We start from the raw sequence: 18,679 nt of genomic DNA on the forward strand, positions 1-18,679 counted from the left end.
ACATCCTGTCGGGGCTCACCGACGTCCTTTCCGGGCTCACCGGTCCGCTCCCGAGGTCAGGCCGGCGACGATGTAGCGCTGGGCGAGGAAGAAGATGACGATGACCGGCACGGTCACCGCGATGGAGCCGGCCAGGAGCACGGTCACCGGCACCTGGAAGTCGGTGAGCTGGGAGAGGCCGAGCGGCGCGGTCCACAGCGAACGGTCCTGGACGAGGAAGAGCAGCGCGTAGAAGTACTCGTTCCACGCGATCATGAAGACGTAGATGGCGGTTGCGACGACGCCGGGCAGGGCGATCGGCAGCACCACCTTGCGCAGCATCATCGGCAGCGAGCAGCCGTCGAGCAGGGCCGCCTCCTCGACGCTCTCCGGCAGGGCGAGGAAGTAGTTGCGCATCATGTACAGCGCGACCGGGACGGTGGCGGCGACGTAGATGACGAGCAGCCCGACGAGCGACCCGGTCAGCCCCAGCCGGCTCAGGATGACGAACTTCGGTACCGCGAGCACGATGCCCGGAAACAGGTAGACGCCGAGGATGATCGCGCTGGTGACGCGGCGGCCCCGATAGCGGAGCCGGGCGACGGCGTACGCCCCGAAGATGCACGCGACGATCGACACGACGACGGTGGCGAGGGCGACCAGCAGGGAGTTGAGCACGAACCGGCCCAGCCCGAATCCTCCGGCCGACTCGTCCTTCATCGCCGCGACGTAACTGGACAGGTCGATCTCGCCCAGCCCGGGAACGATGTCGAGCGGGTCCAGCAGGGCGGCGGAGTACGGGCGCAGCGACAGCAGTACCCCGTAGAGGACCGGTCCGACGCTGCATGCGAGGGCCACCACGATGAACGTCCACCGCAGGACGGTGGCCGGACGTGACGGCCGCATCGGTGAACTCACCGGTTGCCTCCTCGGTTCGTGGCCGTGCCGCGGGGCCGCGCCGTGCCGCCGGTGTGCACGTCGACTCCGTCGCCGGTGTGCATCTCGACTCCGTCACCGGTGTTCACATCGGCTCCTTGCGCCGGGACAGCAGCAGGTAGCCGGCGAGCAGCACGCTCAGGATCAGCGACATCAGCAGCCCGTACGCCGCGGCGCCGCCGATGTCGGCCCTGGTGACCAACTCCGTGTAGACCTTGATCGCCATGACCTGGGTGCCACCGGCACCCTCGGTCAACAGGTAGACGTCGTTGAAGTTCTGGAACGACCAGATGAAGCGCAGCAGCGCCAGGAGCAGGATGACCCCCCGCAGTTGGGGGAGGACGAGGTGGCGCAGGCTCTGCCCGCCGGAGGCCCCGTCCAGCGCGCCGGCCTCCTCGATCTCGCCCGGCACGCTCTGCAGCCGGGCGGTGATGAACAGGAAGGCGAGCGGGAAGGACTTCCAGATCTCGAAACAGATGACGACGAGCAGCGACACCGGCACCGGTACCCCGGCCAGCTCCGCGGACGTGGTGCTGAGGAAACCGATCGGAGTCTGCCAGCCCAGGTACTCCTGGCCCACCGCGTTGACGATGCCGTACTGCGGGTTGAGCATGGTGCGCCAGATCGTCGCCGCCGCGATGACCGGCAGCACGTACGGCACCAGCAGCAGCGCCCGGACCAGCCCGCGTCCCCGGAACGGGCGCCGTAGCGCGAGGGCGAGGGCCAGGCCGACCCCGATGGATCCGACCGTGGTCAGACCGGCGTAGGCGATCGTGGTCCAGAGCGCGTCCCAGAACGCCTCCGACCGCGCCGCGTCCCTGAAGTTGTCGAGGCTCCACTCGATGGTGGACGGCGACAACCTCGGGATGTCGACCAGCCGGGTGTCCGAGAGGGCGAAGACCACGACCAGGACGAACGGGAGCAGGACGACCAGGGTGACCAGCAGTAGCGACGGCCCGGTGAGGAGTTGGCCGTTGAGGTTCTCCCGCTGGGAGCGGCTCAGCCGCTCCCAACGGGCGAGGGTTCGAGCTGTCGGTGTCTTCACAGCTCGGCTTGAACCTTCTTGACCTCCTCGGCCATCGCCTTGGTCACCTCTGCGGGCGGGGTGCCGCCGTAGAGCCGCTCCAGGAACTGTGCGAGGGTGCCCTGCGTGGTGACCTCACCGGCCAGCGGGGAGTCCTTGGTCCCCATGCCCCACAGCCGGACGGCGTTCATGCCGTCCCGGATCGCGGTGACCATCTCCGGGCCGTACAGCTCGGCCACGGACTTCGTCCGCTGCGGGCCGATGCCGAGCTTGCCCCACGCGTCGAGGTAGGCGTTCGGCTCGGCGGCGGTGCCGTTACGCAGCGGGATCCGCCCCTCGGTCGCCGAGCCGAGCGTGTCGGCGTACCCCTCCTCCAGCACGAACTTGACGTACTGCTGCGCCTCCGAGGTGTGGGCGCCCTCCGGGATGGCGTAGCCGAGCGTCGCACCGTACTGGGCCGGGTGGTTGCGGTCGAGCACCGTGATGAAGCCGGAGTTCTTCGCGAGGAACGCCGGGTCGTCCTTGCACTGCGGGCAGGTCGGCGGGTTCGCCGGGTCGAGGCCGGCCAGCTCGTCGAGGATGTGGGTCGAGAAGAGCAGCATCGAGGCACGCCCGGCGAGGTACGCCGCCCGCGCGCTGGTCACGTCGAAGTCCCCCTGCACGCTGGAGTCCCGCAGCGCCTTGAAGAGTTCGGCCGCCCGGGTGCACTCGGCCGAGTCGATCGTGACCGCGCCGTTGTCGACCAGTTCGCAGCCGGCACTCTGGAACATCGAGTAGATCGCCTCGGTGCCCGAGGCGGTGCCGGTCTGGGTGCCGAGGGCGATGCCGGTCACCCCGGTCGCCTTCATCCTGGTGGCGGCCTGCGCCACCTCCGTCAGGTTGGTGGGGACCTGGACCCCGGCGGCCTGGAGCAGGTCCTTGCGGTAGGCGAGCAGGTGCACCCAGCCGTCGCTCGGCACGGCGCCGACCTCGCCGTCGAGACCGAAGGCGGTCAGGGCGTTCTGGTTGAAGGTGCCGGCACCGAGGTCGTCGACGACCTGCTGCGCGGCCTTGGTGTCCAGCAGCCCCTGCGAGCGCCAGGCGGACGTCGACGTGGCACTGTGCAGGATCACGTCGGGTACGTCGCCGGAGGCGGCGCCGGTCACCAGGGACTGCCGCTGGTCGGCTTCGGCCAGCGGTACGACCTGTACGGCGATGCCGGTCTTCTCGGTGAACCGGGCCGCCACCTGCTGCTGCACCGCGACCCGTTCCGGGGTCGTCTGCGGCGTCCAGACGGTGATCTCGTTGCGGTCGCCCGCATCCGAATCACCGGAGTCGCCGCAGCCGGCGAGCAGTGTGAGCGCGGCCGTGGCGGCGACCGCCGCCACGTACCCGCGCCTGGTCCGCTGGGTCATATGTGTCATCTCCTCGATATGCGTTGGGATCGGAGCTGGGTCGGCGGCAGAGCCCGGCCCGGTCAGGGCCGCTCGATGGCTTGGCGAACGGCCTGCCCCCGGGAGGTCGACGGCGGATGCACACCGAGCAGGGCGCCGATGGTGGCGGCCACGTCGACCAGACCGACGTCGTGCAGCGGGACACCGGCCCGGATCCCGGCGCCGGAGAGCACCAGCGGCACGTACGCCTCGGCCAGGCCGCCGTGCGAGCCGCGCGGCTTGCCGTCGGTGAGCGTGGAGAGGTGGTACGGCTCGATCGGCTCGACGACGAGGTCACCGAGCTTGTCGCTGGCCTTCATCCGGCGCAGGTCCCGCTCGTCGTAGACGGCCGCGATCCCAGGGACGGAACGGATGATCCTGGCGATGTTCCGGGCCTGCGCCGGTGTGTCGGCCCGGCCCCGGAGGGTGATGTCGGCGGTACGCGGCGCCGCCACGATGACGATCTCACTCGCCGGGTCCGGTGCACCACCGGAGGAGGAGATGACCTCGACCGTCAGGCCCGTCCCGGCGAGCCGGTCGACCACCTCGGGCAGCAGCGGGATGGTCCAGTCCCGGGCGCCGTGGTCGGCGGTGACGACGAATGCGGTCTCGTCCAGGATGCCCGCCTCCCGGGCGGCGTCCCGGACCCGCCCGATCTGGGCGTCCACCCGGGCCAGCGCGGCCGGCAGGCCGGCGGCGGAGAACCCGTCGGAGTGCAGCACCGCGTCGACGTCGTCGCAGTAGACGGTGATCAGGTCCGGGATCCGCGCCGGGTCGACCATCGTGCCCCCGGAGTCGACCGGCTCACCGTGCAGCAGCGCGATCGCCTGGTCGGCGCGGGTCTGGCAGTCTCCGCCCGGTTGGGTGTAGAGGGCGGCGGGGTCGCCGAAGGCGGCACCGTAGTTCTGCACGACGTACCACTGGAGGTAGGCGGCGGTGCGGTCCTGCCGCCGCAGCGACTGGGCGATCGTCTCGACACCGGGCTCGAGGTAGCGCTCCTGGGAGACGCCCCGATCGGTGTCCCGGCTGTAGTAGTAGCCGGTGTTCCGGTGGGTGATCGGGTACGTGCCGGTCGCTGTCGTCGCCCTCGACGAGTTCGAGTACGACGAGAAGGAGCCGCGCGCGACGCCGTACGAGCCCTCTTCGATCAGTGCCCGAAGGTTCGGCAGCTCCGCCACGCCGGCGTACCGGCCGGAGACGAACCGTGGGTCGAATCCGTCGAAGTCGAACAAAATTACCCGCTGCGCGGGCCGGGCCAGCGGCGTCGACGAGGGCGGCGGCGGGGTGGCGGGTGCCGGGCCTGGGGGTACCGTAACGGCCGCGAGCAGCGCGATCGTCGCCGCCGCGATTGTCCGGACCACGTGCCGCCGCCTGACCGGAAGCGCCATTCGCTGTCTCCTCACCCCGGAAGAAGGTGAGCGCGAGTCTGCGGACCGGCGAGGTAGAGTGTCAACTTTTCCACGGCGAATGCAAGACTTCAGCATGTCATCGCGCCAAAGTGATGGGTATGGGGCTTTGTTGGACGCACTCGATCGCCGCATCATCGGCGCCCTGCTCGCACATCCGCGGGCCACCCACGCGCAGATCGGCGAGGCGGTCTTCACCTCGGAGGCGACCGTCTCCCGCCGGCTGCCACGACTCATGCGCAGCGGGGCCGTCCGGGTGATCGGGGTGATGGACAGCGAGACGACCCGTCGGGCGCGATCGCTCTTCGTCCGGCTGCGCTGCCGGCCGGGTACCGCCAGCCGGTCGGCGGAGCACCTGGCCCGGTGGTCGGAGAGCGGATCGGTCAAGCTGGTCACCGGCAGCGTCGAGTGCGTGGCCGAGGTCTCCTACACCTCGAACGAGCACCTCTGCCAGCTCATGTTCGAGCAACTGCCCGGCCTGGACGGGATCCTCGCCGTCTGGAGCAACCAGGTGATCCGCAGGTTCTCCACCCCACACGGCTGGAGCCCGAGCCTGCTTCCCCCCGACGTGGTCGACCGGCTGCGCGACCAGCGGATGGACCAGTGGAACGAACAGGTGCCCACCGTCCCGCCACCACGGCTGAGCCCGCTGGACGAGGCGATCGTCACCGGTCTGAGCCGGGATGGCCGTCAGGGCTGGCAGCAGTTGGCCGAGCGGTGCGGCGCGAGTCCGGTCACCGTACGGCGGCGGGCCGAGGCGATGATGACCGCCGGGTTCCTGCGTATGCGGACGCTTGTCGAGCCAGCTGTGGTCGGGCTTCCGGTGAACGCCTTCGTCTCGCTCAACGTGAATCCGACCCAGCTCGGGCAGGCCGGCGAACTCCTCGCCGCCCACCCGGCCGTACTCATGATCGCCGCGACGACCGGAGACCGGAACCTCTGCGGTGAGATCGCGCTGGCCAGCGACAGCGCGCTCTACGACTTCCTCTCCGAGACGGTCGGCCAGCTACCCGGCCTCCAGCACGCCGACGTCGCGGTAGCCCTCCGCTCCGTCAAACGGGCCGGGATGGTGCTACCCGTCTCGGCACCCGAGCCCGCCCACGCCGGCACCTGAGCCCGGCCCGGCCGACCCCTTGCCACGGCCATGCCGGCACCTGCGCCAGGCCGCGCACCAGGTCCGGCCGGGGCGGTGACCGGGGCGGATGCAAGGAGCCGACATTCCGCCGGCCATCTTTGACGGTTTCCTGCGAGATCATCGCCGATTCACCCGGACCACCTTGATCGAAAACTCGGGCCCGTGCCACGCTCACCGGCACTTCAGACGACGTCAGCCGGAAGGACAGGGACCCGATGTCATCGATGCCCGCCCGTGAGCCTGACCCCCTCCGGCTGGACCGCCGCCGGATCCTCCGGTTGAGCGCCGGTACCGCCGCCGCGGTGGCCGCCGGCGCGGCGGTCGGCGGCTCGCCCGCCCTCGGCGCACCGACCGCCGCCAACTGGCCCTGGCCCGGCGGCCCCGCCCGGTCCGGGTTCGCGCTGCTCGGTGACACCCAGATCGACGTGGACATCCCCGAGCGGACCGAGATCGTGAGCTGGGCGTACCAGCACATGGCCGCGGCAGACCCGTCGATCGTCTGCCACGTCGGAGACATCGTCGAGCACGGCTCGGTGGCCGAGTACGACACCTACCTGGGCACCATTCCGGCGGCGTTGCGGCCCCGGATCCGGCACGTTCCCGGCAACCACGACTGGCGGTGGGACAGCACCGCCGGGGCGCGCTACGGCGCGCTGTTCGGGCCGAGCCGGTACTCCTTCGACCACGCCGGCCTGCACTTCGTCGCACTGGACCCCAGCCACCTGCTTCAGGAGCCGGGCGGCTTCGGTGAGTCCGGCATCGCCTGGCTGACCCGGGACCTGAAGCGGGTACCGGCCAGTGTGCCGATCGTGCTGCTCTGCCACTTCCCGTTCGGCGGTGACAACTACTACGTCAACGACCAGGAACGGCTGCTGGGTCTCCTCGACCGCCACAACGTACGGGCCGTGTTCGCCGGGCACGTGCACGCCGAGCAGGTCCAGCGGTTCAACGGGTTGACCCAGTTGGCGGTCGACGACACCCGCGGGACACCGATCTACTACTGGGTGGAGCGCACCTCCGGCCGGGCCGGTTCGGCGCTGCGGATCACGGCCGTGCAGCGGGCCGCCGACGGCAGCGCCGAGACCCGACCGGTGCTGGAGATCCCGCTCGACGGCGCACGGACCGCTTTCGCGCAGCGGCCCCAGGCGCTTTCGCTGACCCCGGCCGGCTCCGCCCTGGCGGTCTCGGTGCGGCTCGCTCCGCGCGCGACGGCGGCCAGCGTGCAGGCCCAGCTCTACCCCCAGCACACGTACGGTCTCAAGGACGCCGGCCAGTGGCGGGACCTCGCCGCCGACCCCTCCGGCCGCCGCTTCGGCACCAACCTGGACATCGCCGCACTGCCGCCCGGCGAGCACCGGATGACCGTACGGGTCACCGACCCCGAGGGCGCCTGGTACGAGCAGACCCGGACGTTCGCCCTCCCCGACCCCCGGCGGCGGCTGCGCTGGCGGGAACAGCTCGGCGCACCGGTGCAGGCCGGCCTTGCCGCTCGGGACGGCCTGCTGGTCGCCACCACCAGCGATGGCGCCGTGCTCGGCGCCCGGCCCACCCGCAAGGGACTGGGGCAGAGCTGGCGGACCCGGATCGGCTCGGTGTACGGCCGGCCGGCGTTCGCACCCGACGGCCGGACCGTCTACGTGCCCTCGGCCGACCACCATCTGCACGCCCTCGACCCGGCGACCGGCCGGCGCAGGTTCGCCTACCGGGCCGGCGCCCCGGTGCTGGGCAGCCCGCTGGTCACCACGGTGGCCGGCCGCACCCTGGTCGTCTTCGCCGCCGGCGAGACCCGGCAGGCGGTCGACGCGCGCACCGGCGTCCGGGTGTGGCGGGTGACCGGGTCGGGCATGTTCGCCGGGCGCGCGGCCAGCGACGGCACCCGGGTCTACGCCGGTGCCGGGGACGGCAACGTCTACGCCCATGACGCCCGGACCGGCGCCGTCCAGTGGTCGTTCTCCACCACCGACCGCACCACCGCGTACAGCCGGCTCATCTACGGCCCGTGGGCGGACAACCTGGAGGTACTCCCGAACGGCCTGGTCCTGGTCTCCACCGTGGCGAAGGCGTCCGCGCTGGATGCCGTCACCGGGCAGGAGCGCTGGTCGGTGCCGGGCTCCTACATCTACGCCCCCAAGCTGCTGCTCGACGACGGCGACGTGCTGATGTGCGACGACGGAGGGCGTACCGCGGCCCGGGTCGACCCGGACACCGGAGTGGCCCGGTGGACGACCGGGCTCGGCGCGCGCCCGGTCAGCACCGGCGCGGCGATCCACCGTTCCGTCGCGTGGATTCCGACCACCACCGGCCTGCTGGTCGCGCTCGACCTGGCCACCGGATCGGTCCGGGCCCGGCTACAGATGACCACCACCGGGTACTGCTACAGCCCGCCGGTCGTCGTCGGTGACCTACTCCTGGTCGGCGACCAGGACGGGCTGCTGCACGGCATCGACGTGCGCTGAGGCGACGTGCGCTGAGGCCCGGCCGGCTGGAGGCGTCCGGCTGGCCGGAGGCGTCCGGATCGGTTCCGCCGGTCCGGACGTCCGGACCGGAAGCCTCACCAGGTGCCGCCCTGCCGCCCTGCCGCCCGGCACCTGGCAAGGTAGCCGCATGCGCTTGGTTATCTTCACCGAACCCCAGCAGGGCGCCAGCTACGCCGACCTGCTCCGGATCGCCCGGCACACCGAGGAGTGCGGGTTCGACGGCTTCTTCCGCTCCGACCACTACCTCACGATGGGCGGCACCGGGCTGCCCGGTCCGACCGACGCCTGGCTCACCCTCGCCGCCCTGGCCGTGCAGACCACCCGGATCCGGCTCGGCACGCTCGTCACCTCGGCGACGTTCCGGCTGCCGGGACCGCTGGCGATCAGCGTCGCGCAGGTGGACGAGATGAGCGGCGGCCGGGTCGAACTCGGCCTCGGCACCGGATGGTTCGAGGAGGAACACCTGGCGTACGGCATCCCGTTCCCGCCGCTCGCCGAGCGGTTCGGCCGGCTCACCGAGCAGTTGCAGGTGGTCACCGGGCTGTGGCGTACCCCGCTCGGCGAGACCTTCGACCACCGGGGCAGTTACTACCAGCTCACCGACTCGCCCGCGCTGCCGAAGCCGGTCCAGACGCCTGGGATACCGGTGATCGTCGGTGGCAAGGGGGTTCGGCGTACCCCGATGCTGGCCGCCCGGTTCGCCGACGAGTTCAACGTGCCGTTCAGCTCGCCCGACGAGGTGGCCCGCAGCTACGCGGCGGTGGCCGAGGCCGCCGAGCGGACCGGTCGGGCGGACTCCGGGCGGGATCCGCTGGTGCTCTCCGCCGCGCTGGCGGTGCTCTGCGGGCGGTCGGACGCCGAGGTGCGCCGCCGGGCCGAGGCGATCGGCCGCGACCCGGTCGAGATGGCCGGCTCGTACGGCGTCGCCGGCACGCCGGACCAGGTCGTCGAACAGATCCAGGCGTACGCCCGGCACGGCGCCAGCCGGATCTTCCTCCAGGTGCTGGACATCGCCGACCTGGACCACCTGGACCTGATCGCCGCCGAGGTGGCACCCCGGCTCTGACGGCGTTACCGGGTTGGTGTCCGACCCGCCCGCCACGATCCCGCGACCGTTCTCGCCAGGGGGACGCCGGCAACCGCGCTCACGGGATCACGCCGACGTGACCCGGCCGGTGCCGCCGTCGACCTCGACGGTCGCACCGTCCGGCAGGGCGGCCATCGCCCCGGGCACCGACAGCACGGCGGGCAGGCCCTGCTCGCGCGCCACGATGGCGGCGTGCGAGAGCACACCTCCGGTCTCGGTGACCACCGCGGCGACCACGCCGAACAGCGGTGTCCAGGCCGGGTCGGTGGTCCGGCACACGAGGACGTCGCCCGCGCGTACCCGGGCGAAGTCGCCGGGCCCGCCGACCACCCGGGCTGGTCCGACTGCGATTCCCGGGCTGCCGGGCGTACCGGTCAGGACGCTGGTTCCCACCGCCGGGGACCGGCCGTGCCGTGGTTGTCCAGGGTGCGCTGCCGGCGCGTCCGGCGGCGGGGCCGTGACGGGGCGTGCTTGCAGGAGCCAGATCCGACCGTCGGCGATCGCCCACTCGATGTCCTGCGGCCCACCCAGCAGGTCCGCCGTGTCGCGGCCGAGTGCCACCAGCCGGCCGAGCTGCTCGTCGGTCAGGCAGAAGCGCTCCTGGTCGGCGAGCGGGACGGCGCGGGCGACGACCCGGCTCCGCACCCGGTCGAGCCGGTTGGCCTTGCCGCCGAGTACCCGGCGGAGCACGGTGTCACCGTGGACCGTCCACGAGTCCGGGGTGACCCGCCCGCCGACCACGCTCTCGCCGAGTCCCCACGAAGCCTCGATCCGGACCTCCGCCCCGGTGAACAGAACTCCCGCGACGTCGGCGTCCACCAGGCGCTGCACCAGCACGGCCATCGTCGGCGACCGGTCCGGCCCGTGCGTGGCCAGCCAGCGCCGGTAACCGACGGCACGCTCGGACCACAGCGAGGCCCAGCACCCGCCCACCGCCCCGGCCACCTGCTCGGGCCCGCTGACGCCCAGGAACGTGTCGTGCTGTCCGGCCGCCGTGCCGTCGGCGGTGTCCTCGCCGCTCGCCGAGGAACGCACCGCGACGGACTCGTGGCGGAGCCGGGCGAGGGCGCGGGAGATCGCCTCTACCAGTGCGGGGGCCAGCGGCAACTCTCCGATCCGCCGCCGCGCGGCGCCGGGCTCGGCGAGGTCGAGGCCGGCGACCGCCGCCTCGTACGCGGCTGTCGGCACCACGAATCCCGGCGGTACCGGCAGTCCCGCCCCGAGGAGCCGGGCGAGGACGGCGGCCTTGCCGCCCGACGTCGAGGGTTCGGCGTCAGCCAGGTCGATGAGCACCAGTTCCCCCTGCCGGACCGGTGACTGACCGGACACAGCCGCAGACTCTACTTCGTCCGCTGCATCCCACCGGTCACCGGCTTTCCCGACGAACCTGTTGGCGTTCCGCCCCGGCGGCGGGGATGCTCGCTGTCATGACGCACGCCTCCACGCCGGAACTGCTTGTCCTGCACACCGTCCGGGTGACCGGACTGGCCGAGGACGCGGCCGTCTCGCGGCGCACCGGTGTCGACCCGGACACGGTTTCGGAACTGCTGAAGGACTACGAGGCGTACGGCTGGGTGACCCACGCCGAGTTCGCCGGTACCGGCGGATGGACGCTCACCGAGCGGGGCCGCGAGGAGGACTCCGGAAGGCTCTCCGAAGAGCTGGACCGGGCCGGCGCCCGGACCGTCGTGCAGCGGGCGCACCAGGAGTTCGAGTCGCTCAACGGGCGCCTGGTGAAGGCGTGCACCGACTGGCAGCTGCGGCCCAGCCAGGGCGACCGGCTGGCCGCCAACGACCACGGCGATCCGGCCTGGGACGCCCGGGTGCTCGACGAACTCGGCACGCTCGCCCGGGAACTGGCCCGGGTCGTCGGCGACCTGTCCGCGGTGCTGGCCCGGTTCGGCGGCTACGACGAGAGGTTCTCGGCAGCCCTGGGCCGGGCCCGTGCGGGACAGCTGGAGTGGGTGGCCGGGGTCGGTGTCGCCTCGTGTCACGCCGTCTGGATGGAACTGCACGAGGACCTGCTCTCGACGCTCGGCATCGCACGCGGCGCGGAACAGGGCACCCGATAGGTTCGTCCGATGGCAACCCGGCACCTCTACCTGGCCCGGCACGGTGCGGCGGACGCGTTCGGGGAGTTGAAGGAGTCCGGACGCCGGCAGGCGGCCCTGTTGGGCGGACGACTCGCCGGGCTGCCGGTCGGCAACATCTGGCACTCGCCGCTGCCACGGGCCGTGGCCAGCGCCCACGAGCTTGCCCGCTACCTGCCCGGTGTGCCGGTAGCCGAGGCCGCCGAACTCGTCGACCACGTGCCGTACGTGCCCGACGAGGCGGAGCTGCCCCGGTCCTGGGCCGGCTTCTTCGACGGCTACGACGAGGCCGAGGCGGCGGCGGGCAGCCGGGTGGCGGCGGCGTTACTGGACCGGTTCGCGCGGGTGCCCGAGCCGGGCTGGCCCGACAGCTACGAGGTACTGGTCACGCACGCGTACCCGATCGCCTGGTTGGTGCGCGACGCCCTGCAGGCGCCGCCGGTCCGATGGCTCAGCCTGGACAGCGCCAACACGGGACTCACGATGATCGAGTACCGCACCGGCCTGGCACCCACCCTGGTGATGTTCAACGACATGAGCCACCTGCCGACCGACCTGCGCTGGACCGGGGTCCGGGCGAACGCACGCCCCTGAGCGCCGCGCTGGTGTGGTCAGGCCGCGTCGTCCGCCTTGCCGAGCCGCCAGTAGCCCATGAAGGCGACCGACTCGCGGTCCAGGCCGCGCTCGGCGACCAGATGCCGGCGCAACGCCCGGATCACGGCGGACTCGCCGGCCAGCCAGGCGTAGTGCCCACCGCCGGAGAGGCCGACCGGTACTTCCCACAACTCGTCGTCCGGGGCGTCCTCCGACCCGTCGTCCTGGGTTGGCCGGTCCGCCGGGAGGAGCCGCTCGGCGGCGGCGCGGACCGCCGGGACCAGCAGGCTGCCGTGCGCCGCAGCCGCCCGGGGCAACCAGGTCACGGTCAGCAGCGGCGGGGCCGACAGAGCGAGCACGTCGGCCGGCTCCGGCACCTCCAGCAGTACCTCGCCCCGGCTGTCGACCGGCAGCCGTTCGACGATCGCGGCGATCGCCGGTACCGCCGTCTCGTCCCCGGCCAGCAGCAGTGTGCGGTCGGCGAGTGCGGGTTGGAACTCCCGGCCGCCGTGGTCGCCGGGGTAGCCGTGGTCCGGTCCCATGATCATCAGGTGGTCGCCGGGTGCGGCGGTCATCGCCCAGCGGGCCGCGGGGCCGTGCGCGCCGTACGGACCGCCGTCGGGGTGCAGCACGATGTCGACGTCGACCTCGCGGATCTCCCGGCGTACCGCCCGGGTGGTGTAGGTGCGGAACGGGTTGCGCAGCTCGGTGGGGAGGGCCCGCCAGCGCGGGTACCAGTCGGGACCGGTCGGCAGGTGCCCGAAGCCGTGCGCCGCAAGCGGGAAGACGAGCTTGATCCGCTGGTCGTAGCCGGGGTCGGCGAAGGTGTCGAAGTCGTCGCCGGTGAAGGTCACCCGCAGGAAGGACGGGCTCAACCGGTGCAGCCGGACGACCTCGGCCGGAAAGAGCCGCCACGGGGCGACGAGCGACGGTGCGGTGGACAGCTCGGTCATCGGCCAACCTCTCGGTACGCGTCGCCGCAGGTACGACGAGTGCGGCGCCTCGTTAGGTTAGCCTAACCTCGCGGTAAAGTCAGCGGGGGATCCGATCTTCGTCCCGCCGACGCCCGGCTCCCGCGGCGGCTCAGCCGCGTAGCCGCAGCCCGCGTGGAGTGGTCCGGAAGCCGGCGGCGGTCAACGCGTCGCGCAGCGGCGAGGCGTGCACCGAGGCGCCGTCGGCGCGTTCCACCGCCAGGGCACCGAGCGCGCCGGAGGCGACCGAGGCGGCCAGCGCCGAGGCGGCCGTGGCCAGCGTCCCGGCGTCGTCGCTGAACGAGAGGAGTGTCCGGCCGCCCCGCTCGACGTAGAGCACCAGTGCGCCGTCGACCAGCACCACCAGGGCACCGGCCTTCCGCCCGGCCCGGTGTCCGGTCGCGTTACCGCCGCCAGCGCCGTGGCCCGCTCTCGCGCCGGTAACGCCGGGGCCTGCCTTTGCGCCGGTAGCGCCGGCCGTGGCCGGGCCGCCTGTCGTGGCCGAACCGCCGGCAGCGGCCGTGCTGCCTGTCGCGGCCGTACCGCCGGTCGCGCCGGTGTCGACTCCGATGGTCCCGTCGCCGGTGTCGACCACCCGGGACGGCCAGGGCAGGGCGGCGCCGTACGGGTTAGCCGGGTCCGTGGCGGCGAGCACCCTGGCACCGCCGCCCCGTCGGCGCAACTCGTCCGGTTCGGCGAGCGCCCGCAGCCGGTCCACCGCACCGGGGACCGCGAACTGCGCCGCGCCCAGCCCCTCGACGAAGTAGCCCCGTCGGGCCGCCCCGCGTTCCTCCAGCGCGGCGAGCACCGGGTAGACCGCGGCGAAACCGCCGGTGACCCCCTCGGCGACGACCGCTCCCCGGGTCACCACCCCGTGCCGTTCCAGCAGTACGTCGGCGAGCGCGGCCGCCCGCCGGGTCGGGTCGGTGTCGCGTACCGGAAGTCGGGACCAGCGCCCGGCGACCGTCGGCGGTCCACCTCGGGCCGGCAGCGCCTGGCGACCCGGGCGCCGGTAGCGGGTCCGGGGCGCTGCGCTCCGCGGCCGGTGCGCACCACCGCCTCCGACCACGGCCCGCAGCGGGGCGAGGGTGTCGTTGCCGACCCAGCCGGCCCAGACCAGGTCCCAGAGGACACCGACAAGCGTCGCGTCCTCGACCGGGCCGCTGGCCGAGCCGCTGATCGACCCGCTGGCCGAACCGACGATCCGCTCGTCGGTGGCGACCCGTTCGGCCAGCGACCGGAAGAACAGCGCCTGTCCGCCGTCCAGGGCCGCCAACACCGCCTCGTGCAGCGGGGTGAGCGCCAGCGCCTCGTCCGGCGGTGGCAGCAGCAGGGCCGCACTGTCGGCGTAGGCCAGGGTGATCCAGCCGTCACCCCGGCCGATCGCACCGGAGCCCGCCCAGACCACCTCGCCGCTGGCGCAGAGCTCGTCGAGGTAGCCGGGGGAGTAGTCGGCGACCCGGGCGGGCAGCACCAGGCTCTCCAGCGCGGACGCCGGCACCGCGACACCCTGCAACTGCTCCACCACGGCGGCCACCGCCTCGACGCCCCGGGCCGCCGCGCCGACCTGCTGCCAGCGGGGCAGGAAGGTGGCCAGCGCCTGGCCCGGTACCGGTTCGATCTCCCGGCGCAGCGCGGCCAGGGAGCGGCGGCGCAGCAGCCGCAGCACCTCCGCGTCGCACCACTCCGGACCGGCACCGGTCGGCGAGAACTCGCCGGAGACCACCCGGCCGGCGGCGCCGAGCCGGCGCAGCGTCTGCTCCACCACGAAGACCCCGAGGCCGAACCGGGCCGCGCAGGTGGTCGCGGCGAAGGGTCCGTGGGTCCGGGCGTACCGGGCGACGAGATCGCCGAGCGGGTCGGCCACCGGTTCGAGGTACGCCTGCGCGACTCCGACCGGCAGGGCCACCCCGAGTGCGTCGCGGTAGCGGCCGGCGTCCTCGACGCCGATCCAGCGCTCCTGCCCGGCGACCCGGATCCGGAGGATCCGTCGGCTCTCCGCCAGCCCGGTCGACCAGTCCGGCCGGACGCCGCGTTCGGCGAGTTCGTCGTCGGTCAGGTCGCCGAGCAGCCGGAGCAGCTCGACGGTGTCCTCGGCGTCCCGGGGCCGGCGCTGCTCGGTCAGCCAGCGCAACTGCCGCTCGGTCTCGGCCACCACCGCCGGGTCGAGCAGCTCCCGCAGGTCGACCCGGCCGAGCAGCTCACCGAGCAGGGCCGAGTCCAGCGCCAGCGCGGCGGCCCGCCGCTCGGCGAGCGGCGCGTCGCCCTCGTAGAGGAACGCGCCGACATAGCCGAAGAGCAGCGAACGGGCGAACGGCGACGGCCGGGGCGTCTCCACCTCGACCAGCCGCACCTTCCGGGCGGCAACCTCCCGCATCAGCGCCACCAGGCCGGGCAGGTCGAAGACGTCCTGGAGGCACTCCCGGGCCGCCTCCAGGGTGACCGGGAAGTCGGCGTACTCCCGGGCGACGTCGAGCAGCTGGGCGGCCCGCTGGCGTTGCTGCCAGAGCGGCTGGCGGCGGCGCGGGTCGCGGCGGGGCAGCAGCAGGGCGCGGGCGGCACACTCCCGGAACCTGGCGGCGAACAGGGCGGAGGTGCCGACCGACTCCTCCACGACGGCGGCGATCTCGTCGGGGTCGAAGACGACCAGCTCTGCGCCGGGCGGATCGTCGGCGGTGTCCGGCAACCGGACCACGATACCGTCGTCGGAGGGGACGACCTGGGCGTCGACGCCGTACCGCTCGGTGAGCCGGCGGGCGACGGCGAGCGCCCACGGGCCGTTGACCCGGGCGCCGAGCACACAGTGCACGGCCAGTCGCCAGTCGCCCAGCTCGTCGCGGAACCGCTCGACAAGCACCGTCCGGTCGTCCGGCACCGAACGGGTGGCGGCCTGCTGCTCGCGCAGGTACGCCACCAGGTTGTCGGCGGCCCAGTCGTCCAGCCCGCCGGAGCGCAGCGCGGCACGGGCCGCCTCGTCGTCGGCCCGGACCAGTCCACGCAGCCGGCTGCCGAGCGCCCGACCCAGCTCCACCGGGCGGCCGAGCTGGTCGCCCTTCCAGAACGGCATCCGGGCCGCCTGGCCCGGCGCGGGGGAGACCAGCACCCGGTCCGGGGTGATGTCCTCGATCCGCCAGGACGACGAGCCGAGCAGGAAGACGTCGCCGACCCGGGACTCGTAGACCATCTCCTCGTCCAGCTCGCCCACCCGGGCGGCCCGCTCGGCTCCGGCCAGGAAGACGCCGAAGAGTCCCCGGTCGGGGATGGTCCCGCCACTTGTCACCGCCAGCCGCTGCGCGCCCGGCCGGCCGGTGAGCAGGTCGGCGGCCCGGTCCCAGACCAGCCGGGGGCGCAGCTCGGCGAAGGCGGTCGACGGATAGCGCCCGGAGAGCATGTCGAGTACGGCGTGCAGGGCCGAGTCGGGCAGCTCGGCGAAGGGGGCGGCGCGGCGGACCAGCGCGGTCAGGTCGGCGACCCGCCACGGGTCGAGGGCGACCATCGCCACGATCTGCTGGGCGAGCACGTCCAGCGGGTTACGCGGATAGTGCAGCTCCTCGATGGCGCCGTCGGTCATCCGCTCCGCCACCACCGCGCAGGAGAGCAGGTCGCCCCGGTGCTTCGGGAAGACCACCCCCCGGGAGACCGCGCCGACCTGGTGCCCGGCCCGGCCGATCCGTTGCAGCCCGGCGGCGACGCTCGGCGGTGCCTCGATCTGCACCACCAGGTCGACGGCGCCCATGTCGATGCCGAGTTCCAGACTCGAGGTGGCGACCACCGCCGGCAGTTGGCCGGACTTCAACGCCTCCTCGATGTGCCGGCGCTCCTCCCGGGACACGCTGCCGTGGTGCGCCCGGGCGATCACCGGTGCCGCCCCGGCCGCCGCCCCGGACTGCGCCATGATCTCGGCCGGCAGCCGGGGCGGCACCGCCGGTGCGCCGCTCCGGCCGGCGCCGGGTGCGCTGGTCGGGTCGGCAGCGGGCGCGCCGCTCCGGCCGGTGCCGGCCGCGGCGCTCGGGTCGGGGGCCAGCTCGGCCTCGTCGGCGGCCAGCTCGTTGAGCCTGGCACAGAGCCGCTCCGCGCCGCGTCGGGAGTTGGTGAAGACGATCGTGGACCGGTGTGACCGGACCAGGTGGTAGACCCGCTCCTCCAACGCCGGCCAGATCGACGCCCGGCGCGGGGTGCCGAACTCGTCGTCCGGCGCCTCCTGCTCGTCCAGCCGGGTCATGTCCTCGACCGGCACCTGCACGCTGACCTCGATGGTCTTCGCGGTCTCCGGTTGCACCACGGTCACCGGCCGGGCGCCGCCGAGGAACCGGGCGGTGGCGTCGATCGGGCGCACCGTGGCGGAGAGCCCGATCCGCTGGGCGGGGGTGGGCAGCAGGGCGTCCAGCCGCTCCAGGGAGAGCGCCAGGTGGGCGCCGCGCTTCGTCCCGGCGACCGCGTGCACCTCGTCCACGATCACCGTCTGCACGCCGCGCAGCGAGTCCCGGGCGGCGGAGGTGAGCAGCAGGAAGAGCGACTCCGGCGTGGTGATCAGGATGTCCGGCGGAGTACGCGCGAACGCCCGCCGCTCGTCGGCCGGGGTGTCACCGGTCCGCATCCCGACGGTGATCTCGGGTGGCGGCAGACCCAGCCGGGCCGCCGCGTGCCGGATGCCGGTGAGCGGAGCGCGTAGGTTGCGTTCGACGTCGACGGCGAGCGCCTTCAGCGGGCTGACGTAGAGCACCCGGCAGCGCCGCCGGGGGTCTGCCCCGGCCGGCTCGCGAGTCAACCGGTCCAGTGACCAGAGGAACGCCGCGAGGGTCTTGCCGGAGCCGGTCGGCGCGACCACCAGGGCGTTGTGGCCGGCGCCGACGGCACGCCACGCCCCGGCCTGGGCCTCGGTGGGTGCGGCGAACGCGGCGCCGAACCACTCCCGGGTCGCCGCGCCGAACGTCGCCAGCACATCGCTCACCGGACTATCGTGCCCGGTCGGTCCGACAGGTTCACCGGACGGTTGTCCGCATGCCCGGTTGATCGTTGTTTTCGGCTGAGATGAGGGCTAAGTCTCACTTAACTGCTTGCGAATGATGTGCAACTTACAGTAACTTCTCGGAAACCCAAGCTCGGCGCCAGAGGGGGTCCGGATGACAGGCGTTCCGCGCGATGCCCCCGCCACCACGGACGTGCTGACCCGTCGGGTCGAGACCTATCTGACCGTGGCGCGGGCCGGCCTGCGCGGCGACGACCTCGAACTCGCCGAACGGCTCGCCGCCTCCCTCCGCCAGTTGGTCGCCGCCACCGCCACGGCAAGCGCGGCGGACCGGGCCCGGGTCCGGGCCGCGGTGCACGCCCTGGTGCTGCGCCGGGCGGCGCGCGGCCGGGTGCTGCCCAAGCGGTCTCTCGGCGCCGCCCAACAAGTGATCAACCAGATCGTCCGGCAACTCGGCCGTCCCGACCTGGTGGTGCCGTCCACACCGGACGCCTCGGACGACAGCGCCGCCGGTGCCCGCCCCGACCGGCGCACGGCCCCGGTCCGCCTCGACGGCAGCCCGACGCCCGCCGTCGACTTCCCGTGCACCGTCGGCTGAT

Annotated in this window: 11 protein-coding genes and 2 pseudogenes; 6 read left to right on the forward strand and 7 right to left on the reverse strand. The window is 73.2% G+C overall.

What is annotated here, in order from left to right:
• Positions 1 to 36: 36 nt before the first annotated feature.
• The 4 genes from O7626_RS07300 to O7626_RS07315 all read right to left on the reverse strand — a co-directional run bounded on the left by O7626_RS07300 (position 37) and on the right by O7626_RS07315 (position 4,739).
• Positions 37 to 897: a carbohydrate ABC transporter permease gene (locus O7626_RS07300; protein ID WP_278060392.1), complete on the reverse strand. Its 861-nt coding sequence runs from the start codon at positions 895 to 897 to the stop codon at positions 37 to 39.
• A gap of 103 nt (positions 898 to 1,000) precedes the next feature.
• Positions 1,001 to 1,960 carry a sugar ABC transporter permease gene (locus tag O7626_RS07305; protein ID WP_278060393.1) on the reverse strand — a complete coding sequence of 320 codons (960 nt, stop codon included), beginning with the start codon at positions 1,958 to 1,960 and terminating at the stop codon, positions 1,001 to 1,003.
• Positions 1,957 to 3,333 (reverse strand): extracellular solute-binding protein, encoded by a 1,377-nt coding sequence (locus O7626_RS07310; RefSeq protein ID WP_278060394.1) that lies wholly within the window; start codon positions 3,331 to 3,333, stop codon positions 1,957 to 1,959. Before O7626_RS07310 ends, O7626_RS07305 begins: the two co-directional genes overlap by 4 nt.
• Positions 3,334 to 3,395: 62 nt before the next feature.
• The gene (locus O7626_RS07315; RefSeq protein WP_278060395.1) at positions 3,396 to 4,739 is read right to left on the reverse strand and encodes an alkaline phosphatase family protein; all 1,344 of its coding nucleotides are present in this window, start codon (positions 4,737 to 4,739) and stop codon (positions 3,396 to 3,398) included.
• A gap of 130 nt (positions 4,740 to 4,869) precedes the next feature.
• Between O7626_RS07315 and O7626_RS07320 the strand changes: the two genes are divergently transcribed.
• From O7626_RS07320 to O7626_RS07330, 3 genes are all read left to right on the forward strand, one after another.
• Positions 4,870 to 5,871, forward strand: coding sequence for an Lrp/AsnC family transcriptional regulator (locus O7626_RS07320; RefSeq protein ID WP_278060396.1), 1,002 nt, complete (start codon positions 4,870 to 4,872; stop codon positions 5,869 to 5,871).
• Positions 5,872 to 6,170: 299 nt separating this feature from the next.
• Complete coding sequence (locus tag O7626_RS07325; RefSeq protein WP_278060397.1) at positions 6,171 to 8,348, forward strand: PQQ-binding-like beta-propeller repeat protein; 2,178 nt, start codon at positions 6,171 to 6,173, stop codon at positions 8,346 to 8,348.
• A gap of 148 nt (positions 8,349 to 8,496) precedes the next feature.
• Positions 8,497 to 9,435 (forward strand): LLM class F420-dependent oxidoreductase, encoded by a 939-nt coding sequence (locus O7626_RS07330; RefSeq protein WP_278060398.1) that lies wholly within the window; start codon positions 8,497 to 8,499, stop codon positions 9,433 to 9,435.
• A gap of 87 nt (positions 9,436 to 9,522) precedes the next feature.
• On the opposite strand, the gene O7626_RS07335 is transcribed toward O7626_RS07330, so the two are convergent.
• Positions 9,523 to 10,785 (reverse strand): PEP/pyruvate-binding domain-containing protein, encoded by a 1,263-nt coding sequence (locus tag O7626_RS07335; protein WP_278060399.1) that lies wholly within the window; start codon positions 10,783 to 10,785, stop codon positions 9,523 to 9,525.
• A 98-nt stretch (positions 10,786 to 10,883) separates the two neighbouring features.
• Between O7626_RS07335 and O7626_RS07340 the strand changes: the two genes are divergently transcribed.
• Positions 10,884 to 11,528, forward strand: a complete 645-nt coding sequence (locus O7626_RS07340) for a transcriptional regulator (protein ID WP_278060400.1) — start codon at positions 10,884 to 10,886, stop codon at positions 11,526 to 11,528.
• Positions 11,529 to 11,537: 9 nt separating this feature from the next.
• Complete coding sequence (locus O7626_RS07345; protein WP_278060401.1) at positions 11,538 to 12,140, forward strand: histidine phosphatase family protein; 603 nt, start codon at positions 11,538 to 11,540, stop codon at positions 12,138 to 12,140.
• Positions 12,141 to 12,157: 17 nt separating this feature from the next.
• On the opposite strand, the gene O7626_RS07350 is transcribed toward O7626_RS07345, so the two are convergent.
• Entirely contained in the window at positions 12,158 to 13,093 is a 936-nt protein-coding gene (locus O7626_RS07350) for a siderophore-interacting protein (RefSeq protein ID WP_278060402.1), read from the reverse strand.
• Positions 13,094 to 13,685: 592 nt separating this feature from the next.
• A pseudogene (locus tag O7626_RS07355) lies at positions 13,686 to 18,053 on the reverse strand (ATP-dependent helicase); the annotation flags it as partial.
• Positions 18,054 to 18,234: 181 nt separating this feature from the next.
• On the opposite strand from O7626_RS07355, the pseudogene O7626_RS07360 reads away from it, so the two are divergent.
• Positions 18,235 to 18,555: pseudogene (locus O7626_RS07360) on the forward strand (hypothetical protein); the annotation flags it as partial.
• Positions 18,556 to 18,679: the final 124 nt, after the last annotated feature.

The sequence above is a fragment of the Micromonospora sp. WMMD1102 genome, assembly GCF_029626265.1.
Classification (GTDB): domain Bacteria; phylum Actinomycetota; class Actinomycetes; order Mycobacteriales; family Micromonosporaceae; genus Plantactinospora.